Origin of the sequence: Tatumella ptyseos ATCC 33301 (assembly GCF_000735525.1) — a bacterium.
Lineage (GTDB): Bacteria > Pseudomonadota > Gammaproteobacteria > Enterobacterales > Enterobacteriaceae > Tatumella > Tatumella ptyseos.
Map to the genome: position 1 here is coordinate 68,813 of NZ_JMPR01000028.1, position 22,786 is coordinate 91,598.

Annotated in this window: 21 protein-coding genes; 17 read left to right on the forward strand and 4 right to left on the reverse strand. The window is 53.8% G+C overall.

The genetic code is table 11. The features are described from left to right. Nucleotides 1-15: 15 nt before the first annotated feature. Nucleotides 16-2,025, reverse strand: a complete 2,010-nt coding sequence (gene mnmC, locus GTPT_RS08165; protein ID WP_029989487.1) for a bifunctional tRNA (5-methylaminomethyl-2-thiouridine)(34)-methyltransferase MnmC2/FAD-dependent 5-carboxymethylaminomethyl-2-thiouridine(34) oxidoreductase MnmC1 — start codon at nucleotides 2,023-2,025, stop codon at nucleotides 16-18. A 155-nt stretch (nucleotides 2,026-2,180) separates the two neighbouring features. Between mnmC and fabB the strand changes: the two genes are divergently transcribed. Continuing rightward, nucleotides 2,181-3,401 (forward strand): beta-ketoacyl-ACP synthase I, encoded by a 1,221-nt coding sequence (fabB, locus tag GTPT_RS08170; protein ID WP_025903308.1) that lies wholly within the window; start codon nucleotides 2,181-2,183, stop codon nucleotides 3,399-3,401. Nucleotides 3,402-3,794: 393 nt separating this feature from the next. Next, nucleotides 3,795-4,994 (forward strand): arabinose transporter, encoded by a 1,200-nt coding sequence (locus GTPT_RS08180; RefSeq protein WP_025903310.1) that lies wholly within the window; start codon nucleotides 3,795-3,797, stop codon nucleotides 4,992-4,994. On the opposite strand, the gene pdxR is transcribed toward GTPT_RS08180, so the two are convergent. Next, on the reverse strand, nucleotides 4,967-6,394 hold the full coding sequence (pdxR, locus tag GTPT_RS08185) for a MocR-like pyridoxine biosynthesis transcription factor PdxR (RefSeq protein WP_029989489.1): 1,428 nt from the start codon (nucleotides 6,392-6,394) through the stop codon (nucleotides 4,967-4,969). The genes GTPT_RS08180 and pdxR overlap by 28 nt on opposite strands. An 87-nt stretch (nucleotides 6,395-6,481) precedes the next feature. Here pdxR and GTPT_RS08190 point away from each other — a divergent pair, with 87 nt between their 5' ends. Beyond that, nucleotides 6,482-6,925, forward strand: coding sequence for a rhodanese-like domain-containing protein (locus tag GTPT_RS08190; RefSeq protein ID WP_029989490.1), 444 nt, complete (start codon nucleotides 6,482-6,484; stop codon nucleotides 6,923-6,925). On the opposite strand, the gene flk is transcribed toward GTPT_RS08190, so the two are convergent. Together flk and GTPT_RS08200 are read right to left on the reverse strand one after the other, a co-directional pair. Then, nucleotides 6,922-7,944, reverse strand: a complete 1,023-nt coding sequence (gene flk, locus GTPT_RS08195) for a flagella biosynthesis regulator Flk (RefSeq protein ID WP_029989492.1) — start codon at nucleotides 7,942-7,944, stop codon at nucleotides 6,922-6,924. The two genes, GTPT_RS08190 and flk, sit on opposite strands and share 4 nt — an antisense overlap. Before the next feature lie 144 nt (nucleotides 7,945-8,088). After that, the gene (locus GTPT_RS08200; RefSeq protein ID WP_025903312.1) at nucleotides 8,089-8,970 is read right to left on the reverse strand and encodes a DMT family transporter; all 882 of its coding nucleotides are present in this window, start codon (nucleotides 8,968-8,970) and stop codon (nucleotides 8,089-8,091) included. Nucleotides 8,971-9,172: 202 nt separating this feature from the next. On the opposite strand from GTPT_RS08200, the gene pdxB reads away from it, so the two are divergent. The 14 genes from pdxB (at nucleotide 9,173) to hisP (ending at nucleotide 22,357) form a co-directional block, all read left to right on the forward strand. Further along, the gene (gene pdxB, locus GTPT_RS08205; RefSeq protein WP_025903313.1) at nucleotides 9,173-10,309 is read left to right on the forward strand and encodes a 4-phosphoerythronate dehydrogenase PdxB; all 1,137 of its coding nucleotides are present in this window, start codon (nucleotides 9,173-9,175) and stop codon (nucleotides 10,307-10,309) included. 76 nt (nucleotides 10,310-10,385) lie between these two features. Next, nucleotides 10,386-11,393, forward strand: coding sequence for an aspartate-semialdehyde dehydrogenase (locus GTPT_RS08210; RefSeq protein ID WP_025903314.1), 1,008 nt, complete (start codon nucleotides 10,386-10,388; stop codon nucleotides 11,391-11,393). Nucleotides 11,394-11,395: 2 nt separating this feature from the next. Further along, entirely contained in the window at nucleotides 11,396-12,223 is an 828-nt protein-coding gene (truA, locus tag GTPT_RS08215) for a tRNA pseudouridine(38-40) synthase TruA (protein ID WP_025903315.1), read from the forward strand. 6 nt (nucleotides 12,224-12,229) lie between these two features. After that, nucleotides 12,230-12,886 (forward strand): DedA family protein, encoded by a 657-nt coding sequence (locus GTPT_RS08220; RefSeq protein ID WP_029989494.1) that lies wholly within the window; start codon nucleotides 12,230-12,232, stop codon nucleotides 12,884-12,886. 151 nt (nucleotides 12,887-13,037) lie between these two features. Next, the gene (accD, locus tag GTPT_RS08225; RefSeq protein ID WP_025903317.1) at nucleotides 13,038-13,949 is read left to right on the forward strand and encodes an acetyl-CoA carboxylase, carboxyltransferase subunit beta; all 912 of its coding nucleotides are present in this window, start codon (nucleotides 13,038-13,040) and stop codon (nucleotides 13,947-13,949) included. 66 nt (nucleotides 13,950-14,015) lie between these two features. Further along, on the forward strand, nucleotides 14,016-15,284 hold the full coding sequence (folC, locus tag GTPT_RS08230; RefSeq protein WP_029989496.1) for a bifunctional tetrahydrofolate synthase/dihydrofolate synthase: 1,269 nt from the start codon (nucleotides 14,016-14,018) through the stop codon (nucleotides 15,282-15,284). Continuing rightward, the gene (locus GTPT_RS08235; RefSeq protein ID WP_025903319.1) at nucleotides 15,274-16,122 is read left to right on the forward strand and encodes an SPOR domain-containing protein; all 849 of its coding nucleotides are present in this window, start codon (nucleotides 15,274-15,276) and stop codon (nucleotides 16,120-16,122) included. The genes folC and GTPT_RS08235 overlap by 11 nt, the downstream gene beginning before the upstream one ends. A 211-nt stretch (nucleotides 16,123-16,333) precedes the next feature. Continuing rightward, nucleotides 16,334-16,822: a colicin V production protein gene (cvpA, locus tag GTPT_RS08240; RefSeq protein ID WP_025903320.1), complete on the forward strand. Its 489-nt coding sequence runs from the start codon at nucleotides 16,334-16,336 to the stop codon at nucleotides 16,820-16,822. A 36-nt stretch (nucleotides 16,823-16,858) separates the two neighbouring features. Further along, nucleotides 16,859-18,376 (forward strand): amidophosphoribosyltransferase, encoded by a 1,518-nt coding sequence (gene purF / locus GTPT_RS08245; protein ID WP_025903321.1) that lies wholly within the window; start codon nucleotides 16,859-16,861, stop codon nucleotides 18,374-18,376. Nucleotides 18,377-18,498: 122 nt separating this feature from the next. Continuing rightward, a complete protein-coding gene (locus GTPT_RS08250) occupies nucleotides 18,499-19,071 on the forward strand; it encodes a UbiX family flavin prenyltransferase (protein ID WP_025903322.1) in 573 nt (190 codons plus the stop codon). A gap of 261 nt (nucleotides 19,072-19,332) precedes the next feature. Continuing rightward, the gene (locus GTPT_RS08255; RefSeq protein ID WP_029989498.1) at nucleotides 19,333-20,115 is read left to right on the forward strand and encodes a lysine/arginine/ornithine ABC transporter substrate-binding protein; all 783 of its coding nucleotides are present in this window, start codon (nucleotides 19,333-19,335) and stop codon (nucleotides 20,113-20,115) included. A 63-nt stretch (nucleotides 20,116-20,178) separates the two neighbouring features. Continuing rightward, on the forward strand, nucleotides 20,179-20,865 hold the full coding sequence (locus GTPT_RS08260) for a histidine ABC transporter permease HisQ (RefSeq protein WP_025903324.1): 687 nt from the start codon (nucleotides 20,179-20,181) through the stop codon (nucleotides 20,863-20,865). Then, nucleotides 20,862-21,566 carry an ABC transporter permease gene (locus tag GTPT_RS08265; protein WP_025903325.1) on the forward strand — a complete coding sequence of 235 codons (705 nt, stop codon included), beginning with the start codon at nucleotides 20,862-20,864 and terminating at the stop codon, nucleotides 21,564-21,566. The genes GTPT_RS08260 and GTPT_RS08265 overlap by 4 nt, the downstream gene beginning before the upstream one ends. Nucleotides 21,567-21,583: 17 nt before the next feature. Beyond that, nucleotides 21,584-22,357, forward strand: coding sequence for a histidine ABC transporter ATP-binding protein HisP (gene hisP / locus GTPT_RS08270; RefSeq protein WP_025903326.1), 774 nt, complete (start codon nucleotides 21,584-21,586; stop codon nucleotides 22,355-22,357). Nucleotides 22,358-22,786 lie beyond the last annotated feature (429 nt).

The window sequence follows — 22,786 nt, forward strand, 5'->3', positions numbered from 1 at the left end:
GCAGCATCCCCCCGGTCAGGTGACCGGGCGTCCTTTCAGTAACTTTCTCACCCAGAAACGGTTCGGTTGCAGGGCATCCAGTGTTTCTGCATCCAGCGGCTGAGGTTCCCCGCTGATCTGTGCCGCCAGAATTTCAGCGGCCAGCGGGGCACTGCATAATCCGCGGGAACCCAATGCGCCGAGCATAAACATCTCCGGCCAGACCGGGGCGTCAGGCACGGCCTCAGGCTGATGGCGTTGTTCGGAAAGCCGGGCATAGGCGGTCAGTAAACCCGCATAGTCCGGTACCGAACCGGCCATCGGCAGATGATCGCGGATAGCGCAACGCACGCCATTCCGGGCCTGCTGATCGGTGATATCCACTTCGGCTGGCCACTGACTCTCCGGCAGACAATCGATCAGCCGCTGGCGATTTTCCCGCTGGTCACTCTCACGATAGACCGCCTCACTCTCTCCCCGGTGGTAACTGGCTCCGATGCAATGGGTATGGTGCGTTTCACTGACCGGCGTGAGATAGCCGTCGTAACACAATACTGTTTTCAGGGCAGAGAGTTGCGGGGTTGACGGCACATGGCTGACCTGACCTGACACGGCATACAGCGGTAACTCCCGGGTCTGGCTGAACCCGGGGAGACGATGCCCGTTCGCCAGCACTACCGTCTGATGCCGTTGTGCCGGCTGGTCCCTGAAACGAAGTTCCCAGTGGTCGGTATCACGCTCACACTCCTGCAGATCATGCTGCCAGTAACAGCGCAATCCCTGCTGCTCTGCCAGCGCAATCATCTCACGGGTAAGCTCCCCCGGATTCAGCCAGCCTCCCTGTGGATAGCTGAGCGCAGTGCAGTGAATGTTAACTCCGGCGAGCGCTGTGGCTTCTTTAGCATCGACGCCGGTGGCAATGGTCGCGGGCAAATCCATTGCCAGCATTTGCCGGATTTTGTGCTGACTTTTTTCATCCCAGCCAAGCTGCAGCACGCCGCTCCATTGATGTTCATAGGTGCAGGGGAGGGCATCATAGAATCGCCGGGCAAAGCTGAATGCCGTCGGAAAAAAACGCGCCAGTGCCGGGTCATGGCTGTTCAGTAACGGATAAAGTGCCCCCTGGCGGTTACCGGAGGCATTCTGAGCCGGGCAGGCATCGGCACAATAGAGGCTGACCTGATATCCCCTGCGTAGCAATGCCAGTGACAGGCAGGCGCTGGCGATACCGCCACCAATAATCGCGATATCCTGGCTTGCGGAAGCCTTCCTGGAAAACCAGGGGCGGGGCGGCGGTGAAGTCACGGCGCGGGGCAGAGTACCGCACAGCATTTCCCGTTTATGACCAAATCCCTTACGGCGTTCTACCTCAAAGCCTGCCTGCTGCAGACCACGCCGGACAAAGCCTGCGGCGGTGAAGGTCGCAAAGGTGCCTTCCTGGCGGGAAAGTCTTGCCATTGCCTGAAACAGCCGGTCATTCCACATCTCCGGATTTTTCGACGGCGCAAACCCGTCCAGAAACCAGGCATCGACCTGGCCGTTCATGCTGTCATCAAACGTCTCTGTCAGCTGATTAATATCTCCCAGCCAGAGATCCAGCGTGACCTGTCCCTGATTAAACAGCAGTCGCTGGCAGCCGGACAGGACATCCGGCCACTGTTGCTGTAACTGTTGTGCATACCCGGCCAGCGCCGGCCAGTGCTGGTGGGCCGCAATCAAATCCTCGCGGGTCAGTAAATATTTTTCACAGCTGATAAAGTGCAGACGTTTCAGCGGACCCTGCGGACCGGCGGCGATAGCCTGATCAAAAGCCTGCCAGAGTGTCAGAAAATTAAGGCCAGTGCCAAAACCGGTCTCAGCGGCGATAAAAACGGGTCTCTCATGGGTGTCGAAGCGCGCCGGCAGGCGATTTCCGCCCAGAAAGACATAGCGGGTTTCTTCCGCGCCATTGTCATTTGAGAAGTAGACATCATCAAAAAATTCGGAAACAGGTGTACCCTGTTCATTCCAGCGTAAGGAAGCATGGTCAATTCGGGAGGCGTTCACTGTCGGGGGCTCATTGGTCAGGCAATAGGCTAATTTTATCGATATCGTCCGGATGACGCAAATTTACACCGATATTTGCTGATCGGACTTGTTCGGCTTACAAGTGTACGCTAAAGTGCATCGTCAATCGAAGAGATGTGGAAGAGGACTTTTGAATGAAACGTGCAGTGATCACTGGCCTGGGGATTGTTTCCAGCATTGGTAATAATCAGCAGGAGGTTCTGGAATCCCTGCGGGAAGGGCGTTCAGGCATTACCTTCTCAGAAGAGATGAAAGACGCAGGCATGCGCAGCCATGTCTGGGGTAAAGTTAAACTTGATACCACAGGCCTTATCGATCGCAAAGTTGTGCGTTTCATGAGCGATGCGTCTATCTATGCTTTCCTCTCGATGGAAGAAGCTGTTAAAGATGCCGGACTGGAAACCGAACTCTACCAGAACAACCCGCGTGTTGGTCTGATTGCCGGTTCCGGTGGCGGTTCCCCGCGGTTCCAGGTATTCGGTGCTGACGCAATGCGTGGCCCGAGGGGCCTGAAAGCGGTTGGCCCGTATGTGGTGACCAAAGCCATGGCATCCGGTGTGTCTGCCTGTCTGGCAACCCCGTTTAAAATCCACGGTGTGAACTACTCCATCAGTTCTGCTTGTGCGACTTCTGCCCATTGTATCGGTAATGCGGTTGAGCAGATCCAGTTAGGTAAACAGGATATCGTTTTTGCCGGCGGCGGTGAAGAACTGAGCTGGGAAATGGCGTGCGAGTTTGACGCGATGGGTGCTCTGTCTACCAAATACAATGAAACCCCTGAAAAAGCATCACGGACTTACGACTCACAGCGCGATGGTTTCGTTATCGCTGGCGGTGGCGGTATGGTCGTGGTGGAAGAACTGGAGCACGCGTTGGCGCGTGGTGCACACATCTACGCTGAAATCGTGGGTTACGGTGCAACTTCTGATGGTGCGGATATGGTTGCGCCTTCCGGTGAAGGTGCGGTGCGTTGTATGAAGATGGCAATGGAGGGTGTGGATACCCCTATCGATTACCTGAACACACACGGTACTTCTACTCCGGTCGGAGATGTGAAAGAGCTGGGTGCGATCCGCGAAGTATTCGGTGATAACACACCGTTGCTGTCCGCAACCAAAGCGATGACCGGTCACTCATTAGGTGCTGCCGGTGTGCAGGAAGCGATCTATAGCCTGCTGATGCTGGAGCACGGCTTTGTTGCGCCGAGCATTAACATCGAAGAGCGTGATCCGGCTGCAGAAGGTATGAACATTGTGACCCGTGCAACCGAAAAACAGCTGACGACGGTGATGTCTAACAGCTTCGGTTTCGGCGGAACCAATGCCACCCTGACTTTGCGTAAATACAAAGCATAATCTGCGGGTGATAAAAAACCGGTCGCTATTGCGGCCGGTTTTTTTTTGCCTGCAGAAAGGGGGCCGCACAGCCTGCGGCGAACTGAAAGCGGCAGAATAGCAGTGACGGGCTTACTCTTTTCCCGGTGTACTGAACGGCCAGCGGGTCGGGTGCAGGGGAAACGCCCTTGACCGACGCGTCGCTGCCTGCTCCGGTGAGTGATTGTGAGGTATCGTCAGCGGGGGCCTGAAGACGGTTGCTGAGCACGGCACCGCGAAGAAGGTGTTGTTTGACGATTCGGGCGCTCTTTTTTGACAATGCCTTTCACTGTGTCACAATTTTTCATTTAGGATCATCGGGCAGGGTGTGCCGCCAGGCGGAGCCTGTCGCCTGAAGTCACCGGAGTTTTACTTATGACTGAACCCGCATCCCCGTCTGCAGAGGCGACGCCCGGGACGTTCCCTGTTGCACTCACTTCATTTTCGGTTTTTCTCACCTATCTGACCGCCGGACTGGCCCTGCCTGTGATCCCGTTGTATGTTCATCAGCAACTGGGGATGAATGATTTCATGGTCGGGCTGGCCGTCGGTATTCAGTTTTTTGCCACCTTACTGACCCGGGGTTTCGCGGGTATCAGAGCCGATCAGCACGGTGCGAAACGAACCACCTTATCGGGCATGGTGGTGATTATTTTTGTCGGTGTTGCCTATCTCTGTTCGGCGTGCTTATCCGGAATGCTGTTTATGCAGTTCGGGTTATTACTGCTCGGCCGGGTGTTACTCGGTTTCGGTGAAAGCCTGCTCTTTACCGGTAACCTGACCTGGGGACTGGGCCTGATTGGCCCGAAGCGTTCGGGAATTGTAATGTCCTGGAATGGCATGGCTATTTATGGTGCGCTGGCTGCCGGGGCACCGGTAGGATTACTGATCCAGCATCATTATGGTTTTACCGGGGTCAGTGCAGCCGCCATCTGTTGTCCTGTACTGGCATTACTCTGCAGCAGTCGTGTCCGTGCGGTGCCTGCGACACCGGGTCAGCGGATCCCGCTGTTCAGTGTAATAAAACAGGTACTGACACCGGGCGCGGTGCTGGCACTACAGGGTGTCGGTTTTGCGGTGATCGGGGCTTTCACCTCACTCTATTTTGCGGAACGTCACTGGGGGAATGCCGGTTATACGCTGACCGTCTTCGGGCTGGCTTATGTGGTCATCCGGCTTATTTTTGGCAAGCTTCCCGATAAAATTGGCGGTGTACGGGTTTCTGTTATCTCGTTGCTGGCAGAAGCTGCCGGGCTGTTATTACTGGCTTTCGGGCGTCAGGAGTGGATGGCATTTACCGGCGCGGCATTGACCGGCTGCGGATGTTCACTGATCTTTCCGGCTATGGGCGTGGAAGTCGTAAAAAGTGTGGATGCACGGGTCAGAGGGACGGCACTCGGTTGCTTCTCCGCGTTTCAGGATATCGCCTATGGGGTAAGCGGTCCGCTGGCCGGATTACTGGCCAGTGGCTTTGGTTATAGCTCTGTGTATCTTGCCGGTGCCGTGGCCGCGTTAACGGGGCTGGCTATCAGTGTCCGGTTGTTGTTTCATCCCATAACTTCCCGTAACACCTGACAAGCCCGCAGAATTTCAGCCCGTTGCAGGGCTGAATAGCCAAGGATCCAGCCGTACTTCTTTTCCTGCGTTATATAGAGTGGTGACAGCGGTGGCAGTATCAGTCCGTGTTGCCGAGCCTGCCGGGTCAGCAGTTGTTCGTCGCCGTGCAGTAATTCAACCGTTAGCTGCAGTCCGCCATCGCCCGGCATCAGACGTAGCCTTGACGACAGGTGCTCATCCAGAGAGGAAATCAGCAACTGGCGCCTGGCTGCATAGAGCATCCGCATCCGGCGAAGATGGTGAGCAAAGTGTCCCTGCCGGATAAATGTCGCGGTGACCGCCTGTGACAGTTGAGGTGTGTGGCCATCACTGACCGTGCGGGCCCGGACAACGGCACTGACCAGCGCCGGCGGGAGTACCATCCAGGCGAGACGTAGTGAGGGAAACAGGCTCTTTGAGAAGGTCCCGAGATAAATGACCCGTCCGTGACGATCCGCAGAGTGCAGGGCGGGTAACGGCGCATTCTGGTAATGAAACTCGCCGTCATAATCATCCTCAATCAGCCAGCTGTTATGCTGTTTTGCCCAGTCCAGCCAGAGATTACGCCGGGCTGCGCTAAGCGACATTCCGAGCGGATACTGATGGGCAGCGGTCAGGTAGGCCAGCCGGGCCGGTCTGTCGGGCACCTGAGCGCCTTCGGCATCCAGAGTCAGGGGGATCAATTGTGCACCGGCGGATAAAAATGCATTGCTGGCGCCGGGATAACAGGCCTGCTCTGTCAGTACGGTGTCCCCGGGGTCGAGCAGCAACAGGCTGAGCAGTTGCAAGGCCTGCTGTGAACTGCTCAGGATCACAATCTGTTCCGGGGAGCAACTGACCTGCCGTGAAAGCGCCAGGTAATCACGGATGACAGTCCGCAGTTCAGGTAATCCCTGCGGATCACCGTAACCCATCAGCAACCTGCCTCGTTCATTCAGTATCCCGGTATATATTTTTCGCCACAGATCCAGCGGGAACTCGCGTACATCCGGGGAACCCGCCGCGAAAGGCAGGGGAAATGCCGGGTCCTGACAACCGCCGGTATCGGCTATTTGTTGCCCCCGGACCGACAGGGCTCTGGCCGGGAAGGCGGATGCCGAAACAGCAGGGCGAGGGATACGCCGCGGGGTCTCACTGACAAAGCTGCCTCTGCCCTGATAACGGGTCAGATAGCCTTCGCTTTCCAGCTGACTGTAAGCGGCCTCGGTGGTGACCCGGGACAAAGAGAGATCAACTGCCAGCTGGCGGGTAGATGGCATCTTCTGACCTGGCGTCAGGTGGCCCAGGTGGATAGCCTGCCGCATGGCTTCGCACAGCCGTTCCCGTCGGGGGCGTCCGCTGAGATCCTGAAAGAGTACCAGCCAGGGGGAGGGTGTCATTAAGTGGTCTTAATCCATGACTGAAAGTGGTCTTATATAGGGCATTATCATGCAGTACTCTGACAGAAACAGGCAAGGAGTAAACGTATGAACCACTATCATTTATTTCCGGACGTCAGTCCGCAGGAATCAGCCGATTATCTGGCGAAGAAACTGGCGTGTTATACCGATGCCGCGGACCTGGCCGAAGATCTGCGGCAGCAGAATCCGCAAATTGTAGTGCTTGATGTCCGGGCATTGCCGCTCTATGAGCAGGGACATATCCCCGGGGCCGTCAGTTTTCCGCACCGGACAATGACCGGAGAGACACTGGCTGCTCTGGATCCACAGAAACTCTATATTACCTATTGTGATGGTATCGGCTGTAACGGCTCAACCAAAGGTGCGTTGAAACTGGCCCGTGCGGGATTTTATGTGCGCGAACTGAGTGGCGGGCTGGATTTCTGGCAGCGTGACAACCTGCCTGTCACCCGCGGTCTGCCGCCGGGCCGGTGGCCCGTTGCAGACGCGGGGGGTGAGTGTGGTTGTTAAAACAACCACACCGCCAGAGCCACAAAGACAGCCAGTACTATCAGCCACCCGATAAGCGGTATGCGTGAGCTGGCGGCAGAGGAAGAGGGCGTTATGGCCGTTGCATTTTCCGGACGCGGGCTGAGATCTGTTTCCTTACGGGCTCCCTGTCTCAGCGTTTCAGCCCGGAAACGAAACAGTTGATGTAAAATATCTTCGGCCCGCACAAGGGTCAGTGGCTGTGACGGGGAAAGTGTTTTTCCACCGTCGTGCTGAAGATACCTGATTTCTTCTTCTGTCGGTGGTTGTTTTAATGATGCCAGTAACGCCTGCAAAGTGAACGGGGTTGTTTGCGTACTCAGGGTAATACGAGCCGTCAGATACTGTGTCAGCAGCGGATAGTAGCGTGACGGGATCGGGTCGCCATTTTTCAGCGACACCAGGCTGAAGATGTTTTGCCAGACCGAGGCAGGGGTCCCGCCGCCGGAGATAGTCAGCCGGATCACCTGTTGCTGTAAGTTCTGATGTTCTGCCGGCAGAAGAGTCCTGTCTGTCACACGAAGCTGCTGCGGTTGCGGGATATCCATCTGTCCGTTCTGCAGCATAGTCAGCACCTGTTGCAGCTGAGGACGGGTCAGCGAACTCAGTACAGTCTGACCAAATTGCTGACGGATAAAGTCACTGACGGCCTGGCGGTTATTGCCCCGGGGTAACAGCGCCGTCAGTTGCTGTAACAGCAGGCGTACCGAGTGACTGTTTTGTTCCTGCGTCAGTTTCTCTGACAGCCAGTGTTCGGCAACCGGATAATGACTGGCGAGTAATTCGCTATCGTTGCTGACTCCGGCCTGATGGCGTATACCTGCCCAAAGCTCCGCAGATTTCAGCGAGCTGATAGCCATGATTTTAACAATAATGCGTTCCAGCGTCGTCCGCTGCGCCGATGTTAGCGGGGCAGAGGCAACGGAAGGAGATGTATTTTTCGGATGAACAGACGAATTTCTGTCACCCGAGACCTCAGAAGGGCCGCGGAGTGGTTGCATGACAAACATTCCAGCAAAAGAGAATTCAGGCCGGGGTAAGCCGGAGTGTATCTGACTATGATACCAATCCCCCCGTGAAATCCCAAGCAATAAGGGGGGATTATTGGTTAAACACGCCGCAGTCGTCGTGATCCCGCGCGGGAATTACCGGCGGGCGCGCGAAAGAGGTGTCCGTAGCCGCTGGGCCAGAATGACTCCAATCAGCGTCAGCCCGCCACCAATCCAGTGCCAGCTATGCATCTTTTCGTGCAGAAAAAGAATAGCAATAATGGCGGTAAAGACCGGTGACAGGTTAAGGAAAATGCTGGCAGTGTTGGCCCCCAGTCTCATGACGCCCTGGATCCACAGGTACGGCGCAAGAATCGAGGCCGGGATCGCGGCATATAAGACCAGAGGGATATTTTTCGGGGTCAGGGCGATGTCCGGCGTCAGCAGGAAACCCGGTAATAATAAAATAATGGCGAAAATGATCTGCACATACAGGCTCTGCCACTGAGGCAGCGCCATGGCCCAGCGTTTGGTCAGCACACCGTAAAGGGCATAGGCTGCAGCCGCTATCACCATCATCAGTTCACCGCTGCCTAACCCCTGATGAAGGAGTTGCAGAGGATGACCGGCACTGATAAGCCAGCTCAGCCCGACAAACGACAGCACTGTACCGATAACAATCCCCACCGTCGGTGCCAGCCGTAGAATAAACAGACTGAAAATAACCGTCATCAGCGGGATGCTGGCGACCATAATGCCGATAAACAGCGCGCTGACCGTCCGTGCCGCAAAATAGGCCAGGCTCTGGTACAGCACCATGCCCAGTGCGCCCAGGATAAGCAGCCGCCAGCGGTTACGCCATAAGGCGTGCCGGTTACGGATAACCCCGGGCAGCACAAAAGGGCTCAGTACCAGCAGTGCTATACTCCAGCGGTAAAAAGAGATGGCCTCCGGGGTGATCAGCCCGACCGTCAGTTTACTGACGACGGAGTTGATGGCCCAAATCAGCACCGCTCCCAGCGGGAAAAGAAAGTTCATAGCAGTTCCTTCAACAACATACTCTGCGCTACCTGACACCGTAACGCCTGCGGGGGGGTTATTCAGGGAGGATATCCCGGGCAATTAAGATGACTTAGCCGGCGGCGCATAGCAAGCGCAAATCTGAAAGAATCGACGGATGTTTTCCCTCCGGGTTTATGCCAGAATAACCGGATATTTCCGGTGGAACAGGACAAGTGCAGTGAAAATTGTTGTCGATGAAAATATGCCGTATGCCCGTGAATTATTCAGTCAGCTGGCAGACGTTGAAAGTGCGCCAGGCCGCTCACTTTCCTCTGAACAACTGACCACAGCCGATGGACTGATGGTGCGCTCCATCACCCGGGTGGATCAGGCACTGCTGGAAAATACGGCGGTACGTTTTGTCGGTACGGCAACGGCCGGAATGGATCATCTGAATACGGCTGATCTGCAGGCTGCCGGCGTTGCTTACTCGGCTGCCCCCGGGTGTAACGCCATTGCCGTGGTCGAGTATGTTTTCTCTGCATTGCTGGCCCTGGCTGAGCGTGATGGCTTCCTGCTGACGGACCGGACGGTCGGTATCGTCGGTGCAGGGAATGTCGGCGGCAGACTGCAACGCCGTTTCGAAGCGCTGGGGATCAAAACACTGATTTGTGATCCACCGCGGGCGGATCGCGGTGAGTCAGGCGAATTTCATTCACTGGAAACCCTGGTGCGTGAAGCCGATGTCCTGACCTTTCACACGCCACTCTATAAAGAAGGCCCGTATAAAACATGGCATCTTGCGGATCAGACCCTGCTGGAGGCCCTGAATCCCGGCACTATTCTGATCAACGCCTGTCGTGGCCCGGTGGTGGATAACGCAGCGCTGTTAACGGTGCTGAACCAGCGAAATGACCTCTCTGTGGTTCTGGATGTCTGGGAGCCGGAACCGGAACTCTCTTTACCTCTGCTGGCGAAGACTGACATTGCCACGGCCCATATTGCCGGGTATACCCTGGAAGGCAAAGCCCGCGGCACCACGCAGGTATTCGAGGCCTGGTCAGCGTTTATTGGTCAGCCCCGTCAGGTTTCACTGTCTGAGTTGTTACCCGCGCCGGATATCGGGCAAATCACCCTGAACGGCGAGTGCTCTCAGGCAATGCTAAAACGTCTGGCCCATCTGGTGTATGATGTGCGCCGTGATGACGCACTACTGCGTGCTGTGGCCGGTCAGGCCGGGGAATTTGACCGTCTGCGTAAGCACTATCAGGAGCGACGTGAATGGTCTTCGTTGCAGGTGGACTGTGATACGGCAGCCACGGCCGAAAAACTGCAGCAGCTTGGCTTCACCGCAAAATTTACCGGTACCTGCTGATTTCTCAGCGGTGACCATAATCTGTTCAGGCGGTGTGTGACACCGCTTTCTTTTTTGTTTTCTGGAGTAAACCCACATGTCTGACGGCTGGAATATCGCGCTTTTAGGAGCAACCGGTGCAGTAGGAAGCGCTGTACTGGAGTTGCTGACGGAGCGTCAGTTCCCGGTTGGCGAACTATTTTTATTAGCCAGCGAAAGCAGTGCCGGAGAAACGGTGCGTGTTGATAATAAAAATCATCGGGTGAGTGATGCGGCTGATTTTGACTGGTCGCAGGCTCAGCTGGCTTTCTTCGTGGCCGGGACAGAAGCTTCTGCCCGTTATGCTGAACTGGCGGCAAATGCCGGCTGTCTGGTCATCGACAGCAGTCCGCTGTTTGCACTCTCCCCGGATGTCCCTTTGGTGATTGCGGATGTTAACCCGCACGTACTGGCGGATTACCGTAACCGTAACATTGTGTCGGTGGCCGACAGTCTGGTCAGCCAGTTGTTATGTGCCATTAAACCGCTGGCGGATACTGCCGGCCTGGGACGCCTGCAGGTGACAACGCTGATTTCTGCCTCTGCTCACGGTAAAGCCGCCGTGGATGGCCTGGCCGGGGAGAGCGCCCGTCTGCTGAACGGTATTCCGCCGGAGGAGCACTATTTTGGCCGCCAGCTGGCCTTTAACCTGTTACCTCTGGTGCCGGATGAGCAGGGCAGTGTTGCCGTGAACCGCCGTATGGTCGACCAGATCCGCAAAATTCTGCAGGACGAAGGGTTACCGGTGTCGGTCAGTGCCATTCAGGCGCCGGTTTTCTACGGCAATGCTCAGAGTGTGCTGATGGAAACCTTGCGTCCCTACTCGGCCGATGAGGCACGTAACGACCTGGCGATGAACAGCGATATCGCACTGAGCGATGAAGGGGACTACCCGACCCCGGTCGCGGATGCCAGCGGCAATGGCCAGCTTTGCATCGGTGCCGTCCATAATGACTACGGTATCCCGGAGCAATTACAGTTCTGGTCTGTCGCCGATAATGTCCGCTTCGGTGGGGCATTGATGGCGGTGAAAGTAGCTGAACGTCTGGTGCAGGAGTATCTGTAAGCATGTCTGAAGTTAAGACACAAAAACTGGCACTGGGTATTGAGTACGATGGCAGCCGTTATTACGGCTGGCAACGTCAGCCGGAGGTTCGCAGTGTTCAGGGTGCGCTGGAAAAAGCCTTATCTAAGGTGGCCGACCATGAGGTCAATGTGTTCTGTGCCGGACGTACCGATGCCGGTGTGCATGGCACGGGACAGGTTGTTCATTTTGAAACCACGGTTCAGCGGGCCGATAGCGCCTGGACGCTGGGAGTGAATGCGAATCTGCCGAAAGATATTGCGGTGCGTTGGGTGAAAAGCGTTTCAGAGGATTTTCATGCCCGGTTCAGTGCGACCGCCAGACGCTATCGCTACATTATTTTTAACCAGCGTCTGCGTCCTGCCATCCTCGGGCAGGGGATAACGCATTTCTATCATCCGCTGGATGCAGCATCGATGCATCGTGCAGCGCAAAGTCTGCTGGGAGAAAATGACTTTACGTCTTTTCGCGCAGTGCATTGCCAGTCAAAAACTCCCTGGAGAAATATTCACCATGTGCATGTCTGGCGTCAGGGCGCGTTTGTGATCGTCGACATCAAAGCCAATGCCTTTGTTCACCATATGGTGCGTAATATTGTAGGCAGTCTGATGGAAGTGGGGTGCGGTAATCAGCCGGAGTCCTGGATGGCTGATTTGCTGGCGGCGAGAGATCGTAAACTGGCGGCGGCTACGGCCAGAGCGGAAGGTTTATACCTGGTTGCGGTGGATTATCCCCCTGAGTTCGCCTTACCCGAGCCGGAGCCCGGTCCGTTGTTTCTGATGCAGGATCAGATGACATTTCAGAAGGATTAACACGTCATGGAATATATCCATCTTATTATCGATTTCATCCTGCACATTGACGTGCATCTGGCGCAGCTGGTGGCGGAATATGGCACATGGATTTATGCCATTCTGTTTCTGATTATTTTCTGTGAAACCGGGCTGGTGGTCACACCTTTCCTGCCGGGCGACTCGTTGTTGTTTGTGGGCGGCGCGCTGGCGGCATTACCGGGAAATGAGTTGAATATCCATCTGCTGGCACTGGTGATGGTGGTGGCTGCCATTGCCGGCGATGCGGTTAACTATACAATAGGTCGTCTGTTTGGCGATAAGTTATTCAGTCGTCCGCAGTCTAAGATCTTCCGCCGCAGTCACCTGGAGAAAACCCACGGTTTCTACGAGAAGCATGGCGGAAAAACGATTATACTGGCACGTTTCATCCCGATCATCCGTACCTTTGCGCCTTTCGTCGCCGGTATGGGGAAAATGTCTTATCGTCGTTTCGGGATGTTTAATATTGCCGGGGCACTGGCGTGGGTACTGCTGTTCAGCTATGCCGGTTATCTTTTTGGCGATCTGCCGGTCGTACAGAAAAATCTCAATCTGTTGATTGTGGCGATTATCGTCGTTTCTGTGCTGCCCGGACTGATCGAATTCTGGCGGCAACGCCGACAGGCAGTGCGGAAGAACTAGTTTTTTCTGCAGGCCCGGGACACGTCCGCCAGATTTTTATCCACAGTCTCGACAGGTTGTGGTTTAATGGGCGTCATTTAGCGGCTGTTGAATAAAAATTCAGCAGGAACAATACAACTGGAAAACCCAGGTTCAAACAGAAAGGTCATCAATGAGCTGGATTGAACGAATTCTTAGTAAGAATAATGTAACCCCGACGCGTAAAGCGAGTATTCCTGAAGGGGTCTGGACAAAATGTGATAGTTGCGACCAGGTGCTGTACCGTGCAGAACTGGAGCGTAACCTCGAAGTCTGTCCGAAATGTGATCACCATATGCGTATGCATGCCCGTGATCGTCTGACCTCCTTTATGGATCAGGATACCCTGGTCGAGCTGGGCAGCGAACTGGAACCAAAAGATGTTCTGAAGTTCCGCGACTCAAAAAAATATAAAGACCGTTTACTGGCAGCGCAGAAGAGCACCGGCGAGAAAGATGCACTGGTGGTCATGAAAGGTGAACTGCACGGTATGCCTGTCGTTGCCGCTGCATTTGAGTTCGCTTTTATGGGCGGCTCAATGGGGTCTGTGGTCGGCGCACGTTTTATTCGTGGTGTTGAGCAGGCTCTGGAAGACAACTGTCCGTTTATCTGCTTCTCTGCCAGCGGCGGGGCGCGTATGCAGGAAGCGCTGATGTCACTGATGCAAATGGCGAAAACCAGTGCAGCACTGGCAAAAATGCGTGAACGCGGATTGCCTTATATTTCGGTACTGACCGACCCGACCATGGGCGGTGTATCGGCAAGCTTTGCGATGCTGGGTGACCTGAATATCGCTGAGCCGAAAGCACTGATCGGTTTTGCCGGTCCGCGTGTTATCGAACAGACGGTCCGCGAGAAACTGCCACCGGGCTTCCAGCGCAGTGAGTTTCTGATCGAAAAAGGGGCGATTGATATGATTGTCCGTCGCCCGAATATGCGCTTTAAGCTGGCAAGTTTACTGGCAAAAATGATGAATCTGCCGGCACCACTTCATGAAACCCATCAGTCGGATGTAAAGACTGAAGCGGAACATGACGAGGCCTGACAGGTATGAAAAAGACGCTTTTATAGCGTCTTTTACCTATGCACCGTAATAACATCAACGGGACACATGGAAAATCTTCATCTACCTCAAGCCACGTCGCCCCTTGCCACGTGGCTTACTTATCTCGAAAATCTGCACAGCCAGGCCATCGACTTAGGGCTTGAGCGTGTGCGTCGTGTTGCGACTCAACTGAACCTGTTGAGACCGGCCCCCTTTGTTTTTACCGTCGCCGGGACCAATGGTAAAGGGACAACCTGCCGGACACTTGAAGCCTTGCTTATTGCTGCGGGTTATCGTGTCGGGGTCTACAGTTCACCCCATCTGGTCCGATACACTGAACGGGTTCGTATACAGTCACAGGAACTGAGTGAAGCGGAGCATACGCAGAGCTTCTCGATCATCGAACAGGGGCGCGGGGATACGTCGCTGACGTATTTCGAATACAGCACCTTGTCTGCATTACAGTTGTTCCGCCAGGCGGATCTGGATGTGGTGATCCTGGAAGTCGGGCTGGGTGGCAGGCTGGATGCAACCAATATCGTTGATGCGGATGTGGCGGTGATCACCAGTATTGCGCTCGACCATACTGACTGGCTGGGGCCGGATCGTGAAAGCATTGGTCGTGAGAAAGCCGGCGTTTTCCGCAGCGGTAAACCAGCGGTCGTCGGTGAACCTGATATGCCTGCATCGATTGGCCGGGTCGCGGCGGATAAAGGCGCGATACTGCTGCAACGTAATCAGCAGTGGTCTTATCAGGCGGATGCACAGGCCTGGGACTTCCGTGATATTCAGGGTGAACTTCGCAGGTTACCTCTGCCCCGGGTACCGCTCCCGAATGCAGCGACCGCCCTTGCAGCCTTGCGGGTGTCCGGTTTGCAGGTCAGCGAAGCCTGTATTCGTGAAAATCTGCCTGAGATTATCCTTCCCGGGCGTTTCCAGACCGTCAGTGAATCTCCGCGGGTGATCCTGGATGTGGCACACAACCCACATGCCGCCGCATTTCTGGCCTCGCAGCTTGCCACACTGGCACGAAGAGGAAAAGTCAGAGCCGTGGTCGGTATGCTGCACGATAAAGACATCGCCGGTACGCTGGCCGAACTCCGTCCTCAGGTCGATTACTGGTACTGTGCGCCGCTCGGAGGCCCGCGGGGAGCGAGTGCTGAGGAACTGGTGGCCCATTTGCCGCAGGCAGAACGTTTTGCTACGGTGGAAGAAGCGTGGAAAGCGGCACAACAGCAGGCCGATGCTCAGGACATTATTCTGGTTTGTGGTTCCTTCCATACGGTAGCTCATGTGATGACGTCTGTCTCAGGGGAGAAGGGAAGTGGCGAGTAAATTTCAGAATCGTTTAGTCGGAACGGTTATTCTGGTCGCGATCGGTGTCATTGTCTTACCGGGATTGCTGGACGGTAAGAAAAAACATTACAAAGAAGAGTTCGCGGCCATTCCCCTGGTGCCTAAGCCTGGTGATCAACAGGACAATGACCTGGTGCCGCCGGTCACTCAACCGCTGGCCGCAGCTCCGGCGGCGTCAACCGCAGCAGGGGATGCAAGTACGGCTGCCCATGCCGGGACCGTGACCCCCGACAACGGTAGCGGAGAAGATGCTCCGGTAACACCGCACAGTCAGCCCCCGATCACAGCCTCTTCAACGGCAGCCAACCCCTCGGCTTCATCGCAGGCTGAGAAACTCCGGCAACAACAGGAGCGACAGGAGCAACTGGAGCAGCAACAGGCTGAGCGTCAGAAGCAGGCACAGTTAGCCCGTCAACAGCAGGCTGAAGAACGTGCCCGTCAGCAGGCGACTGAGGCTGCCGCTAAGGCAAAGGCAAAGCAGATACAGGAAGAGCGTGAGCGTGAAAGGGCGTTACAGGCACTGAATGATCAGTCTTCGGCGCCACAGCCTCAGAGTAAACCGGAAACGCCGTCAGGGCAGGCCTGGGTGATTCAATTGGGGGCATTGAAGAATGCTGCCAGAGTCAGTGAAATTGTGGCACAGCTACGCAGTGCCGGGTTCAGGGCTTATTCTCTGCCGGCTGAGCCGGTTCAGGGAGAAATCAACCGCATTCTGGTCGGTCCGGACAGTTCGAAAAGTCATTTGCAGTCTCAGGTGGCTGAACTGAAGAGTAAAACCGGCCTGAGCGGTGTGATACGGCCGTATTCTGCCCGCTGAACCTGCCCCCGGAAACGGGGGACAGGTCTTGCTCATTGAATTGTTATATAATTCATACAGATAAATATTTTTAATGTCGGGGTAATGAATAAAAAATTTCATTCCCCTTTTTTTCTGTCGTCCGGGAAAACGCTACGCAAACGTTTTCTTTTTCTGTTAAAATGCGCCGCGAACAGATGACAGAAAGGATCATAGTGCGCCGGAAACATTCATGAACTGGATTGATTACGTCATTATAGGGATTATCGGATTCTCAGCGTTTGTGAGTCTGATCAGGGGCTTTGTCCGTGAAGCTTTATCTTTAGTCACCTGGGGATGTGCGTTTTTTGTAGCGAGTCATTATTTTTCCTATCTGGCCGTCTGGTTTACCGGGTTTGCAGAACCCATGGTACGAAATGGTGTAGCAATAGCCGTACTGTTTATTGCGACGCTAATTGTCGGGGCCATTGTTAATTATGTGATTGGAACGCTTGTGGAAAAAACCGGCTTGTCCGGGACTGACCGGGTGCTGGGTGTTTGTTTTGGCGCATTAAGGGGCGTGCTGATCGTTTCGGCTATCCTCTTTTTCCTGGATACATTCACCGGGTTTTCCAAAAGCACAGACTGGACACAGTCACAATTGATCCCTCAGTTCAGCTACATCATCAGATGGTTTTTTGATTATTTACAGAGCACGTCGAGTTTTTTACCCCGGTCATAAGGTCGGGGGGATGCGGCTTAATGAGGAAATGACACCATGTGCGGTATTGTCGGTATCACCGGATTTCTGCCGGTTAACCAGTCTATTTATGATGCTTTAACTGTATTACAGCATCGCGGTCAGGATGCAGCAGGTATCTGTACTATCGATAGCATGAATTGCTTCCGCCTGCGCAAAGCAAACGGACTGGTGAGCGATGTGTTTGAAGCACGTCATATGCAGCGCCTACAGGGAAACATGGGAATTGGCCATGTTCGTTACCCGACAGCAGGTAGCTCAAGTGCCTCTGAAGCCCAGCCTTTTTATGTAAACTCCCCTTACGGTATTACACTGGCGCATAACGGTAACCTGACTAACGCACATGAACTGCGTTCCCGTCTGTTTGAGCACGGTCGTCGCCATGTCAATACCACCTCAGATTCTGAGGTGCTGCTGAACATTTTTGCCCAGGAACTGGACCGTTTTCAGGATTACCCGCTGTCTGCAGACAATATCTTTGCGGCGGTAGAGTCCTTACACAAGCAGGTGCGGGGTGCCTATGCGGTCGTTTCCATGATCATCGGACACGGCATGGTCGCGTTCCGCGATCCGAACGGTATCCGTCCGCTGGTATTAGGAAAACGTGTTCTGCCGGATCAACGCGTTGAATATATGGTGGCTTCCGAAAGCGTGGCACTGGATACCCTGGGCTTTGAGTTTATCCGTGATGTCGCCCCGGGTGAAGCGGTCTATATCACCGAAAAAGGGCAACTTTCTACCCGCCAGTGTGCCGAAAATCCGAAGTGTAATCCGTGCCTGTTTGAATATGTTTATTTTGCCCGTCCGGATTCCTTCCTGGATAAAATTTCTGTTTACAGTGCCCGTGTGCGTATGGGGACGAAACTGGGCGAAAAAATTGCCCGGGAATGGGAAGATTTGGATATCGATGTGGTGATCCCCATCCCGGAAACCTCGACCGATGTGGCACTGGAAATTGCCCGTATCCTTGATAAGCCTTATCGTCAGGGGTTTGTGAAAAACCGCTATGTGGGCCGGACATTTATTATGCCCGGACAGCAGATGCGCCGCAGTGCGGTCCGCCGTAAACTCAACGCTAACCGTGCCGAATTCCGTGATAAAAACGTGTTACTGGTCGATGATTCGATTGTACGCGGCACGACTTCTGAGCAGATTATCGAAATGGCACGTGAAGCCGGCGCGAAGAAAGTTTATCTGGCCTCTGCAGCGCCTGAAGTACGGTTCCCGAATGTCTATGGTATCGACATGCCCAGTGTCACGGAGCTGATTGCTCACGGACGGGAAGTGGATGAAATTTGTCAGCTGATTAAAGCGGATGCGTTAATTTTCCAGGATCTTAACGATCTGGTCGCGGCCGTGCGGGAAGAAAACCCGGAAATCACGCAATTCGACTGTTCGGTGTTTGACGGTATCTATGTGACTAAAGACGTGGATCAGGCCTATCTGGATTATCTGCAATCGTTACGTAATGACGACGCGATGGCGATTGCCCGGCAGACTGAAGCCGAAAATCTGGAGCTGCATAACGAAGGTTAATGACCGGCGTTGTCAGAGAAAAGAACAGGGCGGATTTCCGCCCTGTTCTTTTTGGCAAATCCATTCGCTCACAGCGTTCTCCCGCGGTATCATAGGCGTTTTAAGGAAGTGCAGGGCAGGTTATGAAGAGGCTGATTGTTGGGGTATCAGGGGCCAGTGGCGTTATCTATGGTATACGTATGCTGGAAGTTTTAAAAAACGTGCCTGAGGTGGAAACCCATTTAGTGATGAGTCAGTCAGCCCGCCAGACGCTGGCACTGGAGAGCGACTATTCTGTACGTGATATTCAGTCACTGGCGGATGTGGTTCATGACATTCGTGATATCGGTGCCAGTATTTCTTCCGGATCGTATAAAACGGACGGTATGGCGCTGCTTCCATGCTCAATGAAGACGCTGTCCGGCATTGTTCACAGCTACAGTGACAACCTGCTGACACGTGCGGCTGATGTCGTACTGAAGGAGCGGCGTAAGCTGGTATTGGGTGTGCGTGAAACTCCTCTGCACCTCGGACATCTGCGGATGATGACGACTGCCGCAGAAATGGGAGCGATTATTATGCCTCCGGTGCCTGCATTTTATCACCGGCCGCAGAGCGTGATGGATATTGTCGACCAGACAGTAAACCGGGTGATCGATCAGTTCGATATTACGTTACCTGAAGACCTCTTTGCCCGCTGGCAGGGCAAAAGTTAAGGTGAAATGATCCTTAATAGTGCACTTTTCCCTCTAAGCACCGTTCCGGTGCTTCTGAATCCCCCTATTGGTGCATGACCTTCCCTCTGAGTCGGCTGCCACCGGCAGCATCATTCCTGTTTGTGCAAAAAAAACACTATTTTCGTGATTGTCGGCCATTCCCGGAAGACATGCGCATTCTGGCATGAAATGTGCAAAACTCCTTCTGCACACATGACAGTAAGATTAATCACTATAAAAAAATTAACCAGAGGGCAATCTATGAAAAAGCGTGTTTTGGCTCTTTCGCTTGTTTTGGCATTTTCCAGTGTTGGCAGCGTATTCGCGGCGCTCCCGCAAACACTGCGTATCGGCACAGACCCGACGTACCCGCCCTTTGAGTCCAAAAATTCTGACGGACAGATAGTGGGATTTGATATCGACCTGGCCAACAATATCTGTCAGCGTATTCATACCAGGTGCGTCTTTGTGGAAGGTGATTTTGACAGCCTGATCCCGTCGCTGAAAGCGCAAAAGATTGATGCCATTATCTCGGCTCTGTCGATTACACCGAAACGTGAAGAGCAGATTGCGTTCTCTGACAAACTCTATGCCGCCAACGCGCGTCTGGTTGCGGTCAAAGGCTCTGCACTGCAACCGACCGTCGCTTCCCTGAAAGGGAAAAGTATCGGAGTAGAGCAGGGGACGACGCAGGAAACCTATGCCGATCAATACTGGCGTCCGAAAGGGGTGAATGTTATCTCTTATGCGACTCAGGATCAGGCGTATCAGGATCTGAATGCTGGCCGTCTCGATGCCGCTTTCCAGGATGAAGTTCAGGCCGGAGAAGGCTTCCTGAAGAGCCCTGTCGGGAAAGGATATGCGTTTGCCGGCCCGGCGGTGAAAGATGCAAAAATTTTCGGTGTAGGTACCGGCATGGGTCTGCGTAAAGGAGATACTGAGCTGAAGACCGCCGTGGATAAAGCGTTTGAGGCGATGCGTAAAGACGGGACTTACAATAAGCTGGCGAAGAAATATTTCGATTTTAATGTGTACGGTGGCTAATGTGTCATTCGCTGCCCGCCCCGGGCGGGTAGCGGTTATTTATTTTGTTGCAGGAATTTGTTGATGCTCTACGGATATACCGACGTCATTATGAAAGGCGCGCTGGTTACAATTGAACTGGCATTAAGCTCCGTGGTACTGGCGGTCGTACTAGGGCTGATAGGTGCCGGGGCAAAGTTATCGAAGAATCGTGTGTTGTCCACGATTTTTGGTGCATATACCACCATTATTCGCGGTATTCCGGATCTGGTTTTAATGCTGCTGATTTATTATGGCTTGCAGATTGCCCTGAATGAGTTCACTGATCTGCTGGGTATAGAGCAGTTTGATATTGATCCTATGATGGCGGGGATCACCACCATCGGGTTTATTTACGGAGCGTACTTCACTGAAACGTTCCGCGGCGCTTTCCTGTCCGTACCCAAGGGTCAGGTGGAAGCAGCCACTGCCTTTGGAATGACCCCTTCTCAGGTTTTCCGGCGGATACAGTTTCCGCTGATGATGCGTTTTGCACTGCCGGCTATCGGTAATAACTGGCAGGTTATCCTGAAAGCGACGGCGCTGGTTTCCTTACTCGGTCTGGAAGATGTGATTAAGGCAACGTCCCTGGCAGGGAAGAGTACCTGGCAGCCGTTTTATTTTTCTCTGGTTGCCGGCGCGATTTATCTGTTTTTTACCACGGTTTCCAATGGGGTGTTGTGGTGGCTGGAACGCCGCTATTCAGTGGGAGTGAAAAAGGCTGAATTATGATTGATATTATTCACGACTACTGGAAGTCGCTGTTATGGACCGACGGATATCATATTACCGGGGTCGCTATTACGTTATGGTTGCTGGTGCTGTCGGTGTCTATTGGCGGTGTGATGGCCTTGTTTCTGGCTATTGCCCGGGTGTCACCTAACCGTTTTATCAGCACGCCGGTCTGGCTGTTCACTTATGTTTTTCGCGGAACACCACTCTATGTGCAGTTACTGGTGTTCTACACTGGAATGTATACCCTGGAAATTGTGAAAGGTAACGAGTTACTGAATGCCTTTTTCCGTAGCGGAATGAACTGTGCAGTGCTGGCGTTTACCCTGAATACCTGTGCCTATACCACCGAACTTTTTGCCGGTGCTATCCGCTCTGTGCCTCACGGAGAAATCGAAGCCGCCAGAGCCTACGGATTTTCAACGTTCAAGCTGTACCGTTGCATTATTTTGCCGGCAGCTTTACGTATTGCGTTACCCGCGTACAGCAATGAAGTGATCCTGATGCTGCATTCCACGTCTCTGGCGTTTACCGCTACCGTGCCGGATGTGCTTAAAATCGCCAGGGATATTAATGCTGCGACCTACGAGCCTTTTACGGCCTTTGGTATTGCGGCGGTGATCTATCTGGTGATCTCTTATTGCCTGATTTCGCTGTTCCGCAAAGCAGAACGTCGCTGGCTGCCCCACGTTAAATCCTGATCCCGCTGAGAATTACTATGTCTGAATTAAAATTAAGTGTGACAGAGCTCCATAAACGTTATGGGGATCATGAAGTCCTGAAGGGTGTTTCATTACAGGCTGCGGCAGGTGATGTGATCAGTATTATTGGCTCTTCAGGTTCAGGAAAGAGTACTTTTCTGCGTTGTATAAATTTTCTGGAAAAACCGAGCGAAGGCTCTATCTCTCTGAATAATGAAAATATTAATCTGGTCAGAGATAAAGATGGTCAGCTGAAAGTGGCGGATAAAGAGCAACTGCGTAAGTTACGTACCCGCCTGACTATGGTCTTCCAGCACTTTAACCTGTGGAGTCATATGACGGTACTGGACAACGTGATGGAAGCTCCGGTCCGGGTGCTGGGGATCAGTAAGCAGGAAGCGCGTGAGCGTGCGATTAAATACCTCGATAAAGTCGGTATTGATGCCCGTGCCCGGGATAAATATCCGGTTCATCTTTCCGGAGGGCAGCAGCAACGTGTCTCTATCGCACGGGCGCTGGCAATGGAGCCGGAAGTTTTGCTGTTTGATGAACCCACTTCCGCACTGGATCCGGAACTGGTGGCTGAGGTGCTACGTATCATGCAGCAACTGGCGGAAGAAGGAAAAACTATGGTCGTGGTCACCCATGAAATGGAATTTGCCCGCCATGTCTCAAGCCAGGTTATTTTCCTGCATCAGGGTAAAATTGAAGAGCAGGGCTCGCCTGAAAAAGTCTTTGGTCACCCGGAAAGTCCGCGTCTGCAGCAGTTTTTGTCCGGCGCATTGAAGTAAACCGTGCTCCCGCCCGGTGCAGTCCGGCGGGCGGGAGACAGAGTCAATTTCTGACAGTGACCTCCAGGCACAGTTAATTGACGATACTTGTCTTATCCTGTTCACGACTCTCTGATCGCGACTGGTTCGGCAGTCAGACCGATATTAATCGTTTATGTCTTCTGCGGAATGGGTTACCGGATCTTAGAGCATCGTTGTCCGTCCTGATATTTCCCGGTTGTTTGTCGTGCCAGGGGAGAGCACCGTTACCTGGCAACGGTGGCTAAAAGCCTGCCGGAAATCGCGCAAAAGCAGGCTCTGCCTCAGTATCCTACGCCTCTGGTTCAGTCGCTGAGAAAAGCACGGGATAAGAAGAAAAATATAAAGTCATCAATGGGTGACATTTAACAATATATTAACGCCCATTATCATCATTGTCTGATAAAATCA

What these genes read in the sequence shown, in the direction of transcription:
- fabB (WP_025903308.1), top strand. Translation starts at nt 2,181, where the DNA reads ATGAAACGTGCAGTGATCACTGGCCTGGGGATTGTTTCCAGCATTGGT.
- GTPT_RS08180 (WP_025903310.1), top strand. Translation starts at nt 3,795, where the DNA reads ATGACTGAACCCGCATCCCCGTCTGCAGAGGCGACGCCCGGGACGTTC.
- pdxR (WP_029989489.1), bottom strand. Translation starts at nt 6,394, where the DNA reads ATGACACCCTCCCCCTGGCTGGTACTCTTTCAGGATCTCAGCGGACGC.
- GTPT_RS08190 (WP_029989490.1), top strand. Translation starts at nt 6,482, where the DNA reads ATGAACCACTATCATTTATTTCCGGACGTCAGTCCGCAGGAATCAGCC.
- flk (WP_029989492.1), bottom strand. Translation starts at nt 7,944, where the DNA reads ATGCAACCACTCCGCGGCCCTTCTGAGGTCTCGGGTGACAGAAATTCG.
- GTPT_RS08200 (WP_025903312.1), bottom strand. Translation starts at nt 8,970, where the DNA reads ATGAACTTTCTTTTCCCGCTGGGAGCGGTGCTGATTTGGGCCATCAAC.
- GTPT_RS08210 (WP_025903314.1), top strand. Translation starts at nt 10,386, where the DNA reads ATGTCTGACGGCTGGAATATCGCGCTTTTAGGAGCAACCGGTGCAGTA.
- truA (WP_025903315.1), top strand. Translation starts at nt 11,396, where the DNA reads ATGTCTGAAGTTAAGACACAAAAACTGGCACTGGGTATTGAGTACGAT.
- GTPT_RS08220 (WP_029989494.1), top strand. Translation starts at nt 12,230, where the DNA reads ATGGAATATATCCATCTTATTATCGATTTCATCCTGCACATTGACGTG.
- accD (WP_025903317.1), top strand. Translation starts at nt 13,038, where the DNA reads ATGAGCTGGATTGAACGAATTCTTAGTAAGAATAATGTAACCCCGACG.
- folC (WP_029989496.1), top strand. Translation starts at nt 14,016, where the DNA reads ATGGAAAATCTTCATCTACCTCAAGCCACGTCGCCCCTTGCCACGTGG.
- cvpA (WP_025903320.1), top strand. Translation starts at nt 16,334, where the DNA reads ATGAACTGGATTGATTACGTCATTATAGGGATTATCGGATTCTCAGCG.
- purF (WP_025903321.1), top strand. Translation starts at nt 16,859, where the DNA reads ATGTGCGGTATTGTCGGTATCACCGGATTTCTGCCGGTTAACCAGTCT.
- GTPT_RS08250 (WP_025903322.1), top strand. Translation starts at nt 18,499, where the DNA reads ATGAAGAGGCTGATTGTTGGGGTATCAGGGGCCAGTGGCGTTATCTAT.
- GTPT_RS08255 (WP_029989498.1), top strand. Translation starts at nt 19,333, where the DNA reads ATGAAAAAGCGTGTTTTGGCTCTTTCGCTTGTTTTGGCATTTTCCAGT.
- GTPT_RS08260 (WP_025903324.1), top strand. Translation starts at nt 20,179, where the DNA reads ATGCTCTACGGATATACCGACGTCATTATGAAAGGCGCGCTGGTTACA.
- GTPT_RS08265 (WP_025903325.1), top strand. Translation starts at nt 20,862, where the DNA reads ATGATTGATATTATTCACGACTACTGGAAGTCGCTGTTATGGACCGAC.
- hisP (WP_025903326.1), top strand. Translation starts at nt 21,584, where the DNA reads ATGTCTGAATTAAAATTAAGTGTGACAGAGCTCCATAAACGTTATGGG.